The organism is Mesorhizobium sp. P2_A8 (genome assembly GCF_056404935.1).
The window spans coordinates 114,420-128,755 of record NZ_JBFUDB010000013.1; the positions used below are offsets into that span (position 1 = coordinate 114,420).

Below are 14,336 nucleotides of genomic sequence, written 5' to 3' on the forward strand. Positions count from 1 at the left end.
GTTTTCAGATGCTACCCCGCGCTGCATGGACGGTGACGACTGAATATGCGTGGGCTAGGTTGGATTAAAAGCATACGGCTGGCTGAAGCTCAGCAGATGCGAGATCGCATTGCGTTGCTTGAGTGCGAACTGATCAATGCGGCCGCTTCCAAAGGCAAGTCCAATTTGCTTAATTTTGGACACGAGCTTCGTTCGCAGAAGGCTCGGTTGGAACGCCTCGAACACTGCATCGCCTGGATGCCGAAACGGCTCTGATGTCGCGCTACCGCAATCACGAAACGCTTTGCAAGTGACCCGCAGATTTGGTTATCCCCGGGGCCCCTCTGTCGTATGCTTCCGCGCGCCGATTGCAAATCTTATGCCCTTTGCACGTCCCCTCTTCCGTCTTGACTAGCACCAGCCTGTGGCCTATCTCACCGCCACGTTAGCACTCTCCTCTGCCGAGTGCTAACCGCTCTCCGGCAACGGAGAACCGCTCAACCTCCGTACCAGGGATATCCAAAAAATGGCAAAGTCGAAGTTCCGCCCGCTTCATGACCGCGTGGTCGTTCGCCGGGTCGAATCCGAATCCAAGACCGCCGGCGGGATCATCATCCCGGATACGGCGAAGGAAAAGCCGCAGGAAGGCGAGATCATCGCCGTTGGTTCCGGCGCCCGCGACGAAGCCGGCAAGCTGGTCCCGCTGGACGTCAAGGCTGGCGACCGCATCCTGTTCGGCAAGTGGTCGGGCACCGAAGTCAAGCTCAATGGCGAAGACCTTCTGATCATGAAGGAATCCGACATCATGGGCATCATCGGCTGATCATCGGCCTCACCGTCAACTGAATTTCGGGCTTGATCCCAAGCCCCTGCCAGGAGCTAAAACATGGCTGCCAAAGACGTAAAATTCTCCCGCGACGCCCGCGAGCGCATGCTGCGCGGCGTCAACATCCTCGCCGACGCGGTGAAGGTCACGCTCGGCCCCAAGGGCCGCAACGTCGTCATCGACAAGTCGTTCGGCGCCCCGCGCATCACCAAGGACGGCGTCACCGTCGCCAAGGAAATCGAGCTTGAAGATAAGTTCGAAAACATGGGCGCGCAGATGGTCCGCGAAGTTGCTTCGAAGACCAACGACATCGCCGGCGACGGCACCACGACCGCGACCGTTCTGGCGCAGTCGATCGTCCAGGAAGGCCACAAGGCGGTTGCCGCCGGCATGAACCCGATGGACCTGAAGCGCGGCATCGATCTCGCGGTTGCCGACGTCGTCGCGACGCTGATCAAGAACGCCAAGAAGATCAAGACCTCGGAAGAGGTTGCCCAGGTCGGCACCATCGCCGGCAATGGCGACTCCTCGGTCGGCTCGATGATCGCGGAAGCGATGCAGAAGGTCGGCAATGAAGGCGTCATCACCGTCGAGGAAGCCAAGACCGCCGAGACCGAACTCGAAGTCGTCGAAGGCATGCAGTTCGACCGCGGCTACCTCAGCCCCTACTTCGTCACCAACGCCGACAAGATGGTTGCGGATCTGGAAGACGCCTACATTCTCCTCCACGAGAAGAAGCTCTCGAACCTGCAGGCCATGCTGCCGATCCTCGAGGCTGTCGTGCAGACCTCGAAGCCGCTGGTCATCATCTCGGAAGACGTCGAAGGCGAGGCTCTGGCCACGCTGGTCGTCAACAAGCTGCGTGGCGGCCTGAAGATCGCCGCCGTCAAGGCGCCGGGCTTCGGTGATCGCCGCAAGGCCATGCTGGAAGACATCGCCATCCTCACCGGTGGTCAGGTCATTTCGGAAGACCTCGGCATCAAGCTCGAGAACGTCGGCCTGAACATGCTCGGCCGCGCCAAGAAGGTGTCGATCTCCAAGGAGAACACCACCATCGTCGACGGCGCCGGCAAGAAGGCCGAGATCCAGGGCCGCGTTGCCCAGATCAAGCAGCAGATCGAGGAGACCACCTCGGACTACGACAAGGAGAAGCTGCAGGAACGTCTGGCCAAGTTGGCCGGCGGCGTTGCCGTGATCCGCGTCGGTGGTGCGACGGAAGTCGAAGTCAAGGAAAAGAAGGACCGCGTCGATGACGCCCTCAACGCGACCCGTGCGGCTGTCGAAGAAGGCATCGTTCCCGGCGGCGGCGTCGCTCTGCTGCGCGCTTCGCTGAACATCAAGGCTGTCGGCGCCAACTCCGACCAGACCGCCGGCATCAACATCGTGCGTCGCGCTCTGCAGGCTCCGGCCCGCCAGATCGCGGCCAACGCCGGTGCGGAAGCTTCGATCGTTGCCGGCAAGATCCTCGACAACAAGGGCGCGACCTACGGCTACAACGCCCAGACCGGCGAATATGGCGACATGATCGCCATGGGTATCGTCGATCCGGTCAAGGTCGTTCGCACGGCTCTCCAGGACGCGGCTTCGGTCGCCGGCCTGCTGGTCACCACCGAGGCCATGATCGCGGAGGCTCCCAAGAAGGAGTCGGCTGGCGGCGGCATGCCTGGCGGCATGGGCGGCGGCGGCATGGGCGGCATGGGTTTTTAAGGTCCACGCATCTCAACATTCCCGAAGGGCGGCAGCAATGCCGCCCTTTTCTTGGGCGGATCCGGACCGAGTTCCCAGCATAACCGTAACACCACGACCCGATGGCTAAACGCTGGCGACGGGGCTTTAGTCGTGATTGAGGTAAGGCAGCTACATCGCCAAGGAATCGACCGCTTACAGGGTTGATTCGAGATGAGCGGGACCCAACAATTTCCGGACCGGATTTGCAAATCGCTTGAGACCGGGGCAGTTGGTGGCAGAATAATGGGCTGAGAGGGCGGCTCTATGCCACTCTCAGGATATTTGACTAACCGGCACCTCACGAAACCTTCATGAACGACGGCTAATATGCTCCCTTGGGGAGCCTTATCGTTGGTGGACGAAGACAATCCGCGCCGTGACGCCTACCGCCTTGAGCGTGTCGTAGATGATCACGCCATAGCAATAGCAATCTTCTATTCGGCGGGAGAGGCAAGCATCGTTATGAGCCATTTGGGCAATGGTTACCGTGTGATGCTTGGCGACAGGCAGGTCTGGCCTGATGAGGCCCATTTAGCGGTTCGAATTCAATTTTGACCGGATTGCGTTGATAGCTTTCACGATAGCGTCCGCAGTTTGCCTATCGAGCGCAAGATCCAAGCGGCCTTCCGTCGTCTGGATTGAGAGGATGCCTAGAACGCCCTTCTTCTCATCGGTGACCGTCCGGACATGAATTTCGTTCGGCACGAAAGGTGCCTTTCCCGTCCGATTCATTGGGGTGCTCGCGTCATTTGGGCAGCTGCGACAATCGCGCAACCCGGCAATGCGTTCAAGCAAAAGCAACCTTGCCGCTTCAGATCCTGTTAAACGACGGCTTGCGCCACATTGAGCGCTGCGATCGCCGCTTGAACCTCCGCGTAAAGATTTGCCTCAACCTCGCTCGCATCGATTTCAACCACCAAGGCAAACCGGACGGATCGCTCCTGTGGATTCGCGATTGCCCTGGTCTTCCACCAGCCGGCAACGGGGTGGACGGCAAGAATGTTGCGGCGAGCGAGATCCGATGCGAGACAGGTGAGTTGATCAATTTGCAAAGATCCGACGTCGCGACGATTGCGCCCGAATCTCCAGCCATCGTCCTCGTCGACAGCCTCCTCCTCGGTCTGCTCAGCGACCTTGCTGATACGTGCTATGAAAGCCGCTCGGCTCTCGTTTGGCCGATTAAGCTTGAAGCGCAGATTGTGCGAGGCATACCGGAACTTTGAGCCGCGCGCCGGCTCCGATGGATTGGGCGCGATGAAAGTGCTCAGTGCGACCCTAAGAGTGACAGGGCTGTTGACGAGCTTACGCAACGCCTCCACGGGCCACGGCAGTTCGAACAATCTCATCTCGTTGTGGACATGATCAGCGCCACCGCTCTCGCTCAAGCGATATGGCGTAATCACATCCTGTACGATCAGCGTCAGCGCATTCGAAGCGCTTCGGCGAGCCCGTTCCATGTCGGGGACCCCAAAACCATAGCGTTTGAACAGCGGGCTGAAATGTCCCTTTGCCGGATTTGCGGGAAGATGGCTAAGCATCTGCGGCGTCCAACGCGCAGACGATACGAAGATCGCCCGGATCGTTTCCGGCCACAGCGCCGGGTAGTCCGACCATAGGTCTGCAATAGCCCGAGCAGCGAGGGCGGTGGCGCCACTGGTTTCCCCGCATGTGGTGAAAGCTCGATTCGGGAAAGTATGATCCGTGGTGAGAAGAGACAATGCAGAGTGCTGCATCGGTGGCGGAGGCCCATTGACCACCCAGTTGCCGCCCTCGAAAACGACATCTGGCTTGAGCGGCCAATGCGAGGACCAGCTTGCGGTTCGAGACGACGGTGCAAGATCCCCGACTGGCGCGAGTGCAACGCCCGCCTCGCCGGCTGGCAACACATTCTTTTCCGTGTATGCGCCCACACAAATGGCGTTCCAGGCCTGAGCTGGCGACTCGATTTCATTGTCCGGATGATCGCACACAGCGATGTAGTCCCCGTTGCCGAACATGTTTTGGACCGTGTTCCCGGCCGAGATCACCATCAGCCTCTGGGTTTTCTTGATTCCCGAGACGCCCGCCGTCAGCTGATCAATTTCGCTGGACCATGAAGTAGGGGCGCCGTCATGAGGTGTATCCTCTTCCGTTGTGCTTGCCATCGCGAAGGTCCGGCGTCGATCGCCGATCACTTCCGCGGCATTGATACCTGCGCGAGTCAATGATCCGAGGAGGTGATAAGGATTGTGGCCGGCGTCTGGTATGATCTTTGCCGACTCCAGTCGATGTCGAATTTCTATGGGCAGCATTGTTTGTAACGCCACGGTCAGATCGCCATAGAGCGCCAAGCCGGCAAGTTGCGTACCATGGCCGACGAAGTCGGTCACATCCCATGCGGGATCTGCAGCATGCCTATCGTCGGCGTGGAGAGCCGGTCCGATGAGCGGGTGGGCGCGGCTGACGCCTCTGTCTAGGAGCGTGACATAGCTCGGATCATCGACTGCCTGGAATGTCGTCCATGCCGACAAATTGTCGAGCCAATCCGCTTGTTCCTCAATCGGCATCGCATCGAAATAATCCGCAGTGATCGTGGGGGTTGCAAGAGCCCGAACGCCGCCGAGCCGCCTCACGGCCAACGCAAGCGCTTCTCGTGTGGCTGTCGCTATGACTACGATGTCTTCGGGGAATTCTAGCCGATCCGCACCCACCGCGACGCCATACTCAGCAGCGTTTCCGATAAATCCCGCGGCCTGCGTCTTATCCAGCCACAACTCCCATGGAACAGCGGCATCGCCTGCCGGGAACTTCGTAGCCGGGCTCCGCCATAAAGCGCGAAGCCCTGCTTCGACGATGGCGCCAATACTTTGCACGAGATCGGCATTGTGCGGACGCCCCTCCGTGCCATCCTTCTTTGGACGGTTCTTCTGTGCGAAATCCTCGATCTTTTGACGCAGCTTGGCCAAACCATCGCCGGTTGCAAAAACAGTTGCGCGCTGAGGTTGATTGGCGGCCGGTTGGGCCGGTTCGACACGAAGAAGCGTCAGATCACTGGCGTTGAGACCTTTGGTGACCATGACTTCGCCGGCTCGACCGGCAACATCAAGGTAAACGCCAGCTAGGCCCTCGGCCTTTACATCTGGAAGATGATCTAGCGCCTGCAAAAGCGCCTGAGCATGAGCAGGGCGATCGGCAACCATCACTTGGATGCTTTGTTGTTGGCTGGCCTTTTGGCTTGAACTTTTCGGATTTTGACAGGGCGTTGAGAATGAAGTGTCGTCGGTCCCTCGGCATACGTTCCCGCCCCTATGCTATGCAGCGACCGGCGGCGTTCGAGCGATGCGACCACGGCAGAAGTCCTAATCTCGCTCGAGTTGCCCAAGACCGCCCGTCTCGCGGCATCTTCCCCTGCAGCGACAACATCGGCCGTAGACAGACCTTCGGCGTGTTGCACCACATCGCTCCAATCGACAGCGCCGTCTTCAAAGCCTCGCAGCCGGCGGCGCATTGCCTTTTCGATCGCCTCGGCGTCAGGCAATTGATAAGGCAGCACCAGGTCGAAGCGGCGCAGAACGGCACGGTCAAGAATTTCCGGGAGATTCGTAGTCGCAACCACAATCGACGGGCCTGTGTCCTCATCGAGAAACTGCAGGAACGAATTCAGGATTCGACGCGCCTCGCCAATGTCGTTGTCCGCGCCTCGCGACGCCGCGAGCGCGTCAATCTCGTCGAACAGGTAGATGCCGCGGTTTGTCCGCACCGCGTCGAAAATCATCCGCAGCTTCTGTGCGGTTTCGCCCATAAATTTCGTAATCAGACCGTGAAGGAGCACGGTGAAGAGCGGAAACTTCAACTCGCCAGCGAGTGCTTCCGCCGTCAGCGTCTTTCCTGTGCCTGGCGGACCAGCCAAAAGCAAACGGCGGCGCGGACGCAGACCTTTTTCTTCCAGCTTTTGCGCCATTCGGGTCTCGATGACGATGTGGGAGAGCTCATCTCCCAGATGCACTGGCAGTATCAGATCGTTCAACCGGGTTGTGGGATAGCTTGCGCTGAGGAACGCCGCTAAGTCGCCACGCGGAGCCGCGATTGGCGTCGGCGTGACCGGCGCAGACTTCGGAGGGTGCTGACCAGCCTCAGCCCATTGGCGCAACTGCTCGGCCAGCCGGGCATGACCCTTCTGTTCCTCGGCTGCAGCAAGCTGCATCGCAAGGTCGAAGAACCGCCCTTCATCACCTTCGGCGTGGCTCTTCACGAGCCCGATCAGTTGTTGTGCCGACGCCATTGTAATGACCTTCCCGAGCCCCCACCAGCGCGACCATGGCAAGTCAACGCCTGAGACACTCTATAGCCAAAACTCCTTAATAGACCAGCATTTCGAAACCCAGTGACGAACGGTCCACGTGTAATTCGCCATCTCTACTGCCGGTTCCCGACAGGGGCGGTCGTCGCCGTGCCGGAGAAATGCGGTCGCAGTGAGTCCCTTCTAAATAATCCCCCACGCGCGAAACCTTCCCCTCCCCGTCATCTCGCGCAGGCCGAGTTCGCCGACCAGGTTGAGCGCCCCCTGTTTTGTCACCTTTAGCCCGTCCTGGATCAGGCCGGTGGAGACAAGCGGCCGCGACATCACAAGCTCAATCAGTTGGGAAAGTTTCGAGTTGGCACGGCGCTGCTTGAGCCGTCGCTCCATCTGGTTTCTGGCCATCGCCAGCCGATCGTGCTCCTTCAAACCGGCGAGCGCTGCGTCGTGGATGGCGTCCACAAAAGCCAACAACCGATCAGAGCGATTGCGCGCACGCCTCCGCTCCCGTGGAATGTTCTTGGCGCCGAGATGCAGGCTGGCGAGATGGTTGGCGGCAAGACCTTCCTGCCGTAGCAGCGCAGCCACGAGGAGTGGGCCGAGCCAGGCGCCATGTTGCAGCACCTCGATTTCGTACCAGGCTTCGAGGAGGATCGCGCCGCGGAGCACGACCGGCAGATCGCGGGTTCCGGAGACAACGGCCTGCCATTCAGCAAGCCGTTCTTCTTCATTCCAGTCGAGATCGTAGATCAAGGCTAACCGGTCATGAAGCGACGTTTCCCCGTTTCGAGGCACTTCGGCGCCTCTTAGAATCTTCGAGGAGCGTGCCAGAACAGCATCGATCTCTGCAAATTCTTCAGCCAGCAAGTCGTCCTCAGCCTCATCCCGACCATCGGTTTCAACAGAGCTGGTGTCGGCCCCGTCCCCTTCCCCGCTTTTTTGTCCCGGTGCCGGCATCGCGCCGCCCCGGCCGGTCAGGGCCAAAAAACCGTCGCGTGTGAGCGCCCAGTCCGCCTTCTGCGCAAAAATGCGCCGGCGGGTTCGTAGGACTGTATGTGCCCGGGTGAGCTCGTGGGTTGGGGTGCGGATGTCCATATGGGCGTCATGGAGGACAAAATCCTCGAGGTGGACGAGCTCGCCTTCAAGCCAGAGCGCGGCGGCCGCATCGGCAAAATGCTGGCGTTCGACAAAGCCGGCTCGGACCGGGGAACGGGCCAGGCGTTCGTCGAGACGCGCCAAAGCTTCGGTCGCCTTCGCGACAGGCACTATGACGGTGTCGAGGGACAGAAGACCGATGTCGTAAGCCATTGTTTTCATGATCGCTGATTCGCGTTAGTCAAGCTATCTCGCTGTTAGCTGGACTCATCGGCAATTTTCTGGCGGAGGCCGTCGTGGCAGTCCCCTCCCCTGTCCTGGCAGAAAACGCCAGCAGCCTGACAGTCGGAGTTGTCGTCGCTGTGCGGAACGTCCCGTGCGGATCTACCATCCTCGGCGCGTCGACAAATACGACCTGGCACGGTTATCAAGTGTGCGGCGCTCGCATTTCTCATCCTGCCATCCTCGCCGTAACGCCATTCGCCTTCAGTGCCGCCATCAGCATCGGCCCGACTGAGAACTGCCCTGCCGTCGCTTTTTCGGTCAGTACCCGCAAATAGCCGCCGGCCGAGTTGATGTGGTGCGCCCTTTGCAGAATGCAGGCAATCACGATCGCCGCGATCTCCTGGCCCATCACGTGGCAAGCCTCCGCATACGCTGACGGCGAAACACCCAGATATCCCCGCACTTGGGCGGCGGTTATCATGAGATCGCGCCAATTGCCGATGCCGTCGACGGCATAATCCGCAATTTCGGGGCAGGCCTTCAGCACCATCCCCAGCGGGTATGTTTTCGGCGCCTCTGCGGTCATCGTCCTGGGCTCGGCCGTCGCCCCGCGTTTCTCTAAAGCAGGTTCAAATTCAAAGATAGAGTCGGTATTTGAATCAGATTGTTGCCGCTCGTTTTGAGAGTCATTGCCAATCGGATTCGTGGATTTCATATGGATTTCCAGCAGCTTATCCACATCATCACGCAAGGCGGCCAGACCGGCAACGATGGGCTCGAGCTCGGCAATACAAGCTCGGCGCGGAATTGCCTCCACAACGCCGCGGAAACGCTTCCACAGGCCTCCCCAGTCTCCCGGGACATCCTCGTCAAGGGCCGCCTCTATCAGCTTGTGGATGTCACGGCGGTGCAAGGTGATCCGCTCGCGCATAAGCCTGAGCGCCCTTTTGTCGGCGCGAATACGCTCGGCCGCCGCCTCGAACTCGTATGCACGGGCCAGCAGGGGCGCCAGGGAGAAGCCGAATGCTTCCTCGATCTCCCCTCCCCGGCCCTTGCGGGCGTAACGTTTGCCGTTCGGGCTATCCCGACGGATGATCAGCCCGCAGTCAACAAGAGCGGCCAGATGCCGCCTGACGGTGGGCTCAGGCATTCCGTGCGCCCTGAGCGACAGCTGTGCGTTCGAGGGAAAGACGATGAGGTCGTTTTCCTCACTCAATTCGCTGTCAGGATAGAATGATATCAACGCATTCAGCACGGCCAAAGCGCGATCGCCAATGCCGACGACGCTCTTGCCCTCGCACAGGTTGCGGTAGATCTGCCATTTGTCGACGACCCTGCCCTTGGGGATTTCACGTGAATCGTTTTGCGCTGCCAGCATGGCAAGCGACATCGGCCGCCGCCCAAAGGGCGTCGTTGCAATACCCGTCTCCATTTTCTTTCACCCTCTATCAGGCAAAAGAAACCTGCTCGCCAAAACGACGCCAATGACTCTTGACAGTGATTCGGGGAAATGCGATTCTCAGCTTGCGACAGACGAGAAGGGCTTCCGCGACGGTGACGTTCGGGGGCCTTTTTCTTTTGCGGTTTCAGTCTCCTGTTGATGTCTTGTCCGACTTTCTGAACGCCTCATAAAGGTTGCCCAGATTGTCGGAAATCCATGTCCCGAAGCGGCTGCCGTCTATCTCCTTCACGGCGATTGTGATGGCCTTGCCTGCCTTCTTGACGCTGACGCTAACTAATTTGTCCTCGGGGACCCAGGATTGTGCTTGGGACCTCACAGCTACCTTGCGAACTGGCTTCCCCTTCGCATTCAGGCCTGCTAGCAACCTTTCGAAGCGTTCGTTGCTTTCCAACTCGCCGAATTCTGGGTCGGACAACATCGCATTAACCATTTCGGATTTCTTGCCGGCGAGCAGAGACAGCTCAACCCACCGCTCGCGGCCTACAGACGTAGCCGATCCAATCTTGCCGATCACAGATGCCGGAATTCTTGTGACAACTGATACCATCTTCGAGACCGCAGCGGCGTTCGAGGCCAGTGCTGACGAGATCACATCTCTGTCGTACCCCAAATCCTCAAGGCGCTTTGCGAACATCGCCTTCTCGATGAAACTGAGATTTGCCCGAGCGGAATTCTCCTGCCCCTGAGCAATTACATGGGTCTTGTCGTCGATCTCCTTTACGACCGCCCTCACCTTCCGTCCTAGTTCGCGGGCAACTCGGACTCTGCGATGACCGAAGACGATCATGTAGCGGCCGTCGGAGCCCGGATGCGGACGGACAAGTATGGGAGAATCCTGCCCCCTCTCCCGAATTGCTTCCAGCAGCCGTTGGTACTGCTCCTCGTCGTCGCCCATGCGGTCGGAAACGAAAGAGCCGTCGACTGCGCTTGGGTCGAGTTCGACGACATGCTCGCCCTCAAGATACGCATCCGCTTGCTTTGCCAACTCGTTGACCGAGCGGATCATGGATTTAGACGCGCCGCGGATCGGATATGCCGCAGCGGAGGCAGATGAGGTCCGGTCGACGGTCTCCGCTTCTACGAGGCCTGCAAGAAGATTCTTACGTGCCATATTTACCTCCAGATAGCGCGTAGTCCATTGAATACATTTGGAAAAGATCCACTTTTGTCAGCAGACAACTTCAACGCCCCCATGCGTCATGAATCAAAGCGACGATTTCGCCATTTACGACGTCCAAGGCTTCCATTGCCCGCTCGTACGTGGAACGGGTCATTGCATTCTTTTCGACTTCGTAGAGGGTCTGCTTGGTAATCCCCGCATCGGAGATCGCCGTTGATTTCAGCATCTGGTTCTTGAGAATGAATTCGCCGAACAGCGTATGCAGGAACGCCACCATCTGCGCCTGCGGCTGATCCGTGGGTTCGAATCGAGTAACAAGATAGCGATACCACTCCAGATTCACCTCGGCACCGGCCGCCCTGATCGGCTCCAGGATGTTCCCGAGCATCAGCAGAAACTGGCCCATGCTCATAACATCGAGCATCTGCGGATGGATCGTTATCAACACTGAAGTCGCCGCGGTCAGCGCGGTGATCGTCAGGTAGCCAAGCTGCGGCGGACAATCAATAACTATGACATCGTAGCAATCGTCGACCTCCATCAATGCCTTTGAGATGCGCGTGAAAAACGCCCTGCCCACATTCGAAGATTTGTCCGTCATTGCCAGAGGCGTGTCGTATTCGAATTCCTGCAGCTCTAGGTTCGCAGGGACGATATCCAAGCCCGGGAAATTCGTCGGCTTGATGATTTCCGAGAGAGGCACTTTCTCGTCGTCATAGCGGATTGCGTCGTAAAGCGATTTTGTCTGGTCGAGTTCAGGTTGGAACCCATGCAACGAAGAAAGCGACGCCTGCGGATCGAGATCGACAGCTAGGACACGGTGCCCGGTAAGCGCAAGATATTGGGCGAGGTGGGCAGCGGTAGTGGTCTTCCCGCTGCCCCCCTTGAAATTAACCACAGCTAAAATCTGAAGCTTCTCGCTCGGCCGCCGATGAGGAACATACATGCGGGCATCTGATCGACCGTACTGGTCGAGATACCGGCGCAGCTCAAGCATCTGTTCAGCAGTGTATGAGCGCCTGCCCGACGTCGAGGTTTCAGGCACCGGTCCCTTTCCTTCCAGATGCAATTTCTTCAGATGACTTTGGGAAACCCCCAGATACGTGGCAACCTCAGCCAGCGAGAACGAACGAAGATTCTTCTTTGCGTGGGGAGGGAAGCGCTGCATCGAAAGCAGGTGCAACTTTTTCGATATCTGGTCGCCCTGATCGAGGATGCTTTTCTCGAACAGCAGCGGGATTTTCGTCGGAACGGGCGAACTGACGTTCATTCGATCGAGACTCTCTAAAAACGATTTTTGACGTGAAAGCGCCAAGCAACCGTCATTATGTCCGATTCGTTCGCCCGGGCAAGAAATTTAAAGTTAACAAAAGCTTAATGATCACGGATAGGATCACAGGATATGATTCATGCAACTGAATACGCTACACAATTCGACGATTTTGTCTGCGGACAAATCCTGCTTACCCAGGCGTCGCACAAGTTCTTATCGGCTCCATGGCGATTCGCACCGGTGCCAGAGCTGGCAAGTGATCACAATATTAAATTAAGCTTCTAACGAATATCTGCCGATCGAACGCCACCACGTGATGACCCGACTGCATGGTGGTCATGTCATCTTTCGCCTCCCTTGAATAAGCTAAGCCAAGCATTCCAGCTGATAGCTCCTCTGAGGAGAGGGYGCAGTGCTCATCAGCCCGTCGAGATCACGATAAACGCTAAGTGTCAGGACGGAATAATGGTGTCGAGTTCGCTCACCAGACGAAAATGTGAACAGCGCTCGTCGCCCGTCGAAGATGGTCCCCGAACAGATGCCTGGTCGCATCTTCTTGATACGGCTTGGACGAAAAAGGCCCACTCTAGCGAAGACCTGTCGTTTCTAAGCTACCTTCGCGCAGCCGCCTCAAACGGGGAAAGGGAGGGGTGTTTCAAAAGTCCGGACGCCTTGGTGAGATTGACCCGGAAGCGGCCACGCCGCCGCTGATACCTGCGTGTCATCTCCGCCGAGGCATGGCCGAGCTGCTTCTGCACATAGTTCTCGTCGACCTCGGCGGAGGAGGCGAGGCCGGCGCGCAGCCAATCGCCAGAAAACTTTTAGCCGCGACACCGTCCTTTTGATCGCGCGCAATATCAAGGCCGACGATTTCGAATCGGCGGAAGGCGCCGGCGAAGCCCAAAAGCAACATGACGCGGTCGCGCAGACCGCGCAGGTGCCGCGGTCAAGCGGTTCCAGCATGCGAGAAGAACGTCGCGCAGGATGGCTTCCTTTTGACGGGAGGGGAGGCGTCTGTTGCGGATGCCGGCGAGCACCGTGGCGATATGCCGGTCCTTTCGGTCGAACGGTCGACCGCGTTGCGTATAGTGCCAAGTCAGCGACGACAGGCAGCACTCGATGGTCGACGCCGACTTGTGTCCCTTGCCGATCCCGAGACCTGGGCCGTGATGTTGAGGCCGACGAACTGTGGGTCTGGCGGCTGCGGATCACACGGCTGATGCCGCACCGGGCTCAAAAAATGCTTCCAGTCAGCGGCATAGGCGCATCGGGTGTTTGCCGAACTTGCTGCCTCGACATAGTCGCGCGCACGGTCGGCTCAATCCGCTCCGTGCTAGGGAGCACCTCGAATTGGTTCGGTGCCGAGCTTGAAAGCTGCCCAGAACTGCCATATATTTTGCACAAGAAATATGACTCTCAATATGGTAGGATGAATTCTGTGGCCCATGCACTCAAGATCCCCGAGCAGAATGGACCTCTCATCTTGTCCTATATGGACCGGAACGGGAAGATTGCGATCGAGCAGGTCGCGGACGGTTTTGGCATGTCCAAGGGCCAGTTGGCCCAGACCGCCGGTCTTGCTCGCGAGACCCTTTATCGCTCAGAGCGCAGCGCTACGGTTAAGACACAGGGGCGTCTGCGGGAAATGCTCGAGATCATCAGTCGCGTGACGGATTGGGCGGGCGGCAAGGAGCAGGCGATGGCTTGGTACCGGGCTCAGCCGCTTCCAGCTTTTGGCGGACGCACTGCTGAAGCGCTGGTGAAGGATGGCAAGGCAGCTGCGGTCCGTGATTATCTCGATCACATGGCCGTTGGTGGTTTCGCTTGAGGTTCGTTGGTACCTGCTACCGCGCACACGATCCACGTTGGGCATTCAAGCCGACTTCCGGTGAAGGAGCGGCGATCAGAGGTGCGCGATATAATCCCAAAGGCGTGCCGGCGCTCTATTTGGCGCTGACCATCATGACAGCGGTCAAGGAAGCCAACCAGGGGTTCGCGCACCGCATCGATCCCTGCGTGCTGTGTTCCTATGAGATCGACTGCGATGACATCGTGGATCTCACAACGGACGAGGCGAGGGGAGAATTTTCCATCGCGCTCGAAGACATGGCCTGCGCCTGGGCGACGGCGCTTAGCGACGGAGAGCGCCCGGCGTCCTGGTCCATCTACGACCGGCTGCGGTCTCGAAACATTGCCGGCATTGTGGTCCCAAGTTTCGCGCCGAGCGCCGAGATGGAGGATCGCAACCTGGTGCTTTGGGACTGGGGTCCAAATCTGCCGCACAAGCTAACTGTATTCGACCCGAGTGGTCGGCTGCCGACGGACCAGCTATCCTGGCGATAACGCACTTCT

11 protein-coding genes and 1 pseudogene are annotated in these 14,336 nt (G+C 58.7%); 5 read left to right on the forward strand and 7 right to left on the reverse strand.

The window, feature by feature from the left end:
• Window positions 1-505: 505 nt before the first annotated feature.
• The 3 genes from groES to AC1D10_RS32585 all read left to right on the forward strand — a co-directional run bounded on the left by groES (window position 506) and on the right by AC1D10_RS32585 (window position 3,088).
• Window positions 506-802, forward strand: coding sequence for a co-chaperone GroES (gene groES, locus AC1D10_RS32575; protein WP_006203049.1), 297 nt, complete (start codon window positions 506-508; stop codon window positions 800-802).
• A 63-nt stretch (window positions 803-865) separates the two neighbouring features.
• Window positions 866-2,512: a chaperonin GroEL gene (gene groL / locus AC1D10_RS32580; protein ID WP_477278953.1), complete on the forward strand. Its 1,647-nt coding sequence runs from the start codon at window positions 866-868 to the stop codon at window positions 2,510-2,512.
• 372 nt (window positions 2,513-2,884) lie between these two features.
• Window positions 2,885-3,088 carry a hypothetical protein gene (locus AC1D10_RS32585; RefSeq protein WP_477278955.1) on the forward strand — a complete coding sequence of 68 codons (204 nt, stop codon included), beginning with the start codon at window positions 2,885-2,887 and terminating at the stop codon, window positions 3,086-3,088.
• A 266-nt stretch (window positions 3,089-3,354) separates the two neighbouring features.
• Here AC1D10_RS32585 and AC1D10_RS32590 read toward each other — a convergent pair whose 3' ends face one another.
• The 7 genes and pseudogenes from AC1D10_RS32590 to AC1D10_RS32620 form a co-directional block, all read right to left on the reverse strand.
• On the reverse strand, window positions 3,355-5,712 hold the full coding sequence (locus AC1D10_RS32590; RefSeq protein ID WP_477278957.1) for a S8 family peptidase: 2,358 nt from the start codon (window positions 5,710-5,712) through the stop codon (window positions 3,355-3,357).
• The gene (locus AC1D10_RS32595; protein WP_477278959.1) at window positions 5,712-6,794 is read right to left on the reverse strand and encodes an AAA family ATPase; all 1,083 of its coding nucleotides are present in this window, start codon (window positions 6,792-6,794) and stop codon (window positions 5,712-5,714) included. Before AC1D10_RS32595 ends, AC1D10_RS32590 begins: the two co-directional genes overlap by 1 nt.
• 201 nt (window positions 6,795-6,995) lie before the next feature.
• Complete coding sequence (locus tag AC1D10_RS32600; protein WP_477278961.1) at window positions 6,996-8,117, reverse strand: RHE_PE00001 family protein; 1,122 nt, start codon at window positions 8,115-8,117, stop codon at window positions 6,996-6,998.
• A gap of 238 nt (window positions 8,118-8,355) precedes the next feature.
• Window positions 8,356-9,561 carry a plasmid replication protein RepC gene (repC, locus tag AC1D10_RS32605; RefSeq protein ID WP_477278963.1) on the reverse strand — a complete coding sequence of 402 codons (1,206 nt, stop codon included), beginning with the start codon at window positions 9,559-9,561 and terminating at the stop codon, window positions 8,356-8,358.
• Between the two features lie 154 nt (window positions 9,562-9,715).
• Window positions 9,716-10,702 carry a plasmid partitioning protein RepB gene (repB, locus tag AC1D10_RS32610; protein WP_477278965.1) on the reverse strand — a complete coding sequence of 329 codons (987 nt, stop codon included), beginning with the start codon at window positions 10,700-10,702 and terminating at the stop codon, window positions 9,716-9,718.
• Window positions 10,703-10,772: 70 nt separating this feature from the next.
• Window positions 10,773-11,981, reverse strand: a complete 1,209-nt coding sequence (gene repA / locus AC1D10_RS32615) for a plasmid partitioning protein RepA (protein WP_477278967.1) — start codon at window positions 11,979-11,981, stop codon at window positions 10,773-10,775.
• A gap of 614 nt (window positions 11,982-12,595) precedes the next feature.
• A pseudogene (locus AC1D10_RS32620) lies at window positions 12,596-13,302 on the reverse strand (hypothetical protein); the annotation flags it as partial.
• Between the two features lie 120 nt (window positions 13,303-13,422).
• Here AC1D10_RS32620 and AC1D10_RS32625 point away from each other — a divergent pair.
• Entirely contained in the window at window positions 13,423-13,812 is a 390-nt protein-coding gene (locus AC1D10_RS32625; RefSeq protein WP_006339603.1) for an MbcA/ParS/Xre antitoxin family protein, read from the forward strand.
• Window positions 13,809-14,327, forward strand: coding sequence for an RES family NAD+ phosphorylase (locus AC1D10_RS32630; RefSeq protein ID WP_477278969.1), 519 nt, complete (start codon window positions 13,809-13,811; stop codon window positions 14,325-14,327). Before AC1D10_RS32625 ends, AC1D10_RS32630 begins: the two co-directional genes overlap by 4 nt.
• Window positions 14,328-14,336: the final 9 nt, after the last annotated feature.

What these genes read in the sequence shown, in the direction of transcription:
- repA (WP_477278967.1), bottom strand. Translation starts at nt 11,981, where the DNA reads ATGAACGTCAGTTCGCCCGTTCCGACGAAAATCCCGCTGCTGTTCGAG.
- repB (WP_477278965.1), bottom strand. Translation starts at nt 10,702, where the DNA reads ATGGCACGTAAGAATCTTCTTGCAGGCCTCGTAGAAGCGGAGACCGTC.
- AC1D10_RS32590 (WP_477278957.1), bottom strand. Translation starts at nt 5,712, where the DNA reads ATGGTTGCCGATCGCCCTGCTCATGCTCAGGCGCTTTTGCAGGCGCTA.
- AC1D10_RS32600 (WP_477278961.1), bottom strand. Translation starts at nt 8,117, where the DNA reads ATGGCTTACGACATCGGTCTTCTGTCCCTCGACACCGTCATAGTGCCT.
- groL (WP_477278953.1), top strand. Translation starts at nt 866, where the DNA reads ATGGCTGCCAAAGACGTAAAATTCTCCCGCGACGCCCGCGAGCGCATG.
- repC (WP_477278963.1), bottom strand. Translation starts at nt 9,561, where the DNA reads ATGGAGACGGGTATTGCAACGACGCCCTTTGGGCGGCGGCCGATGTCG.
- AC1D10_RS32595 (WP_477278959.1), bottom strand. Translation starts at nt 6,794, where the DNA reads ATGGCGTCGGCACAACAACTGATCGGGCTCGTGAAGAGCCACGCCGAA.
- groES (WP_006203049.1), top strand. Translation starts at nt 506, where the DNA reads ATGGCAAAGTCGAAGTTCCGCCCGCTTCATGACCGCGTGGTCGTTCGC.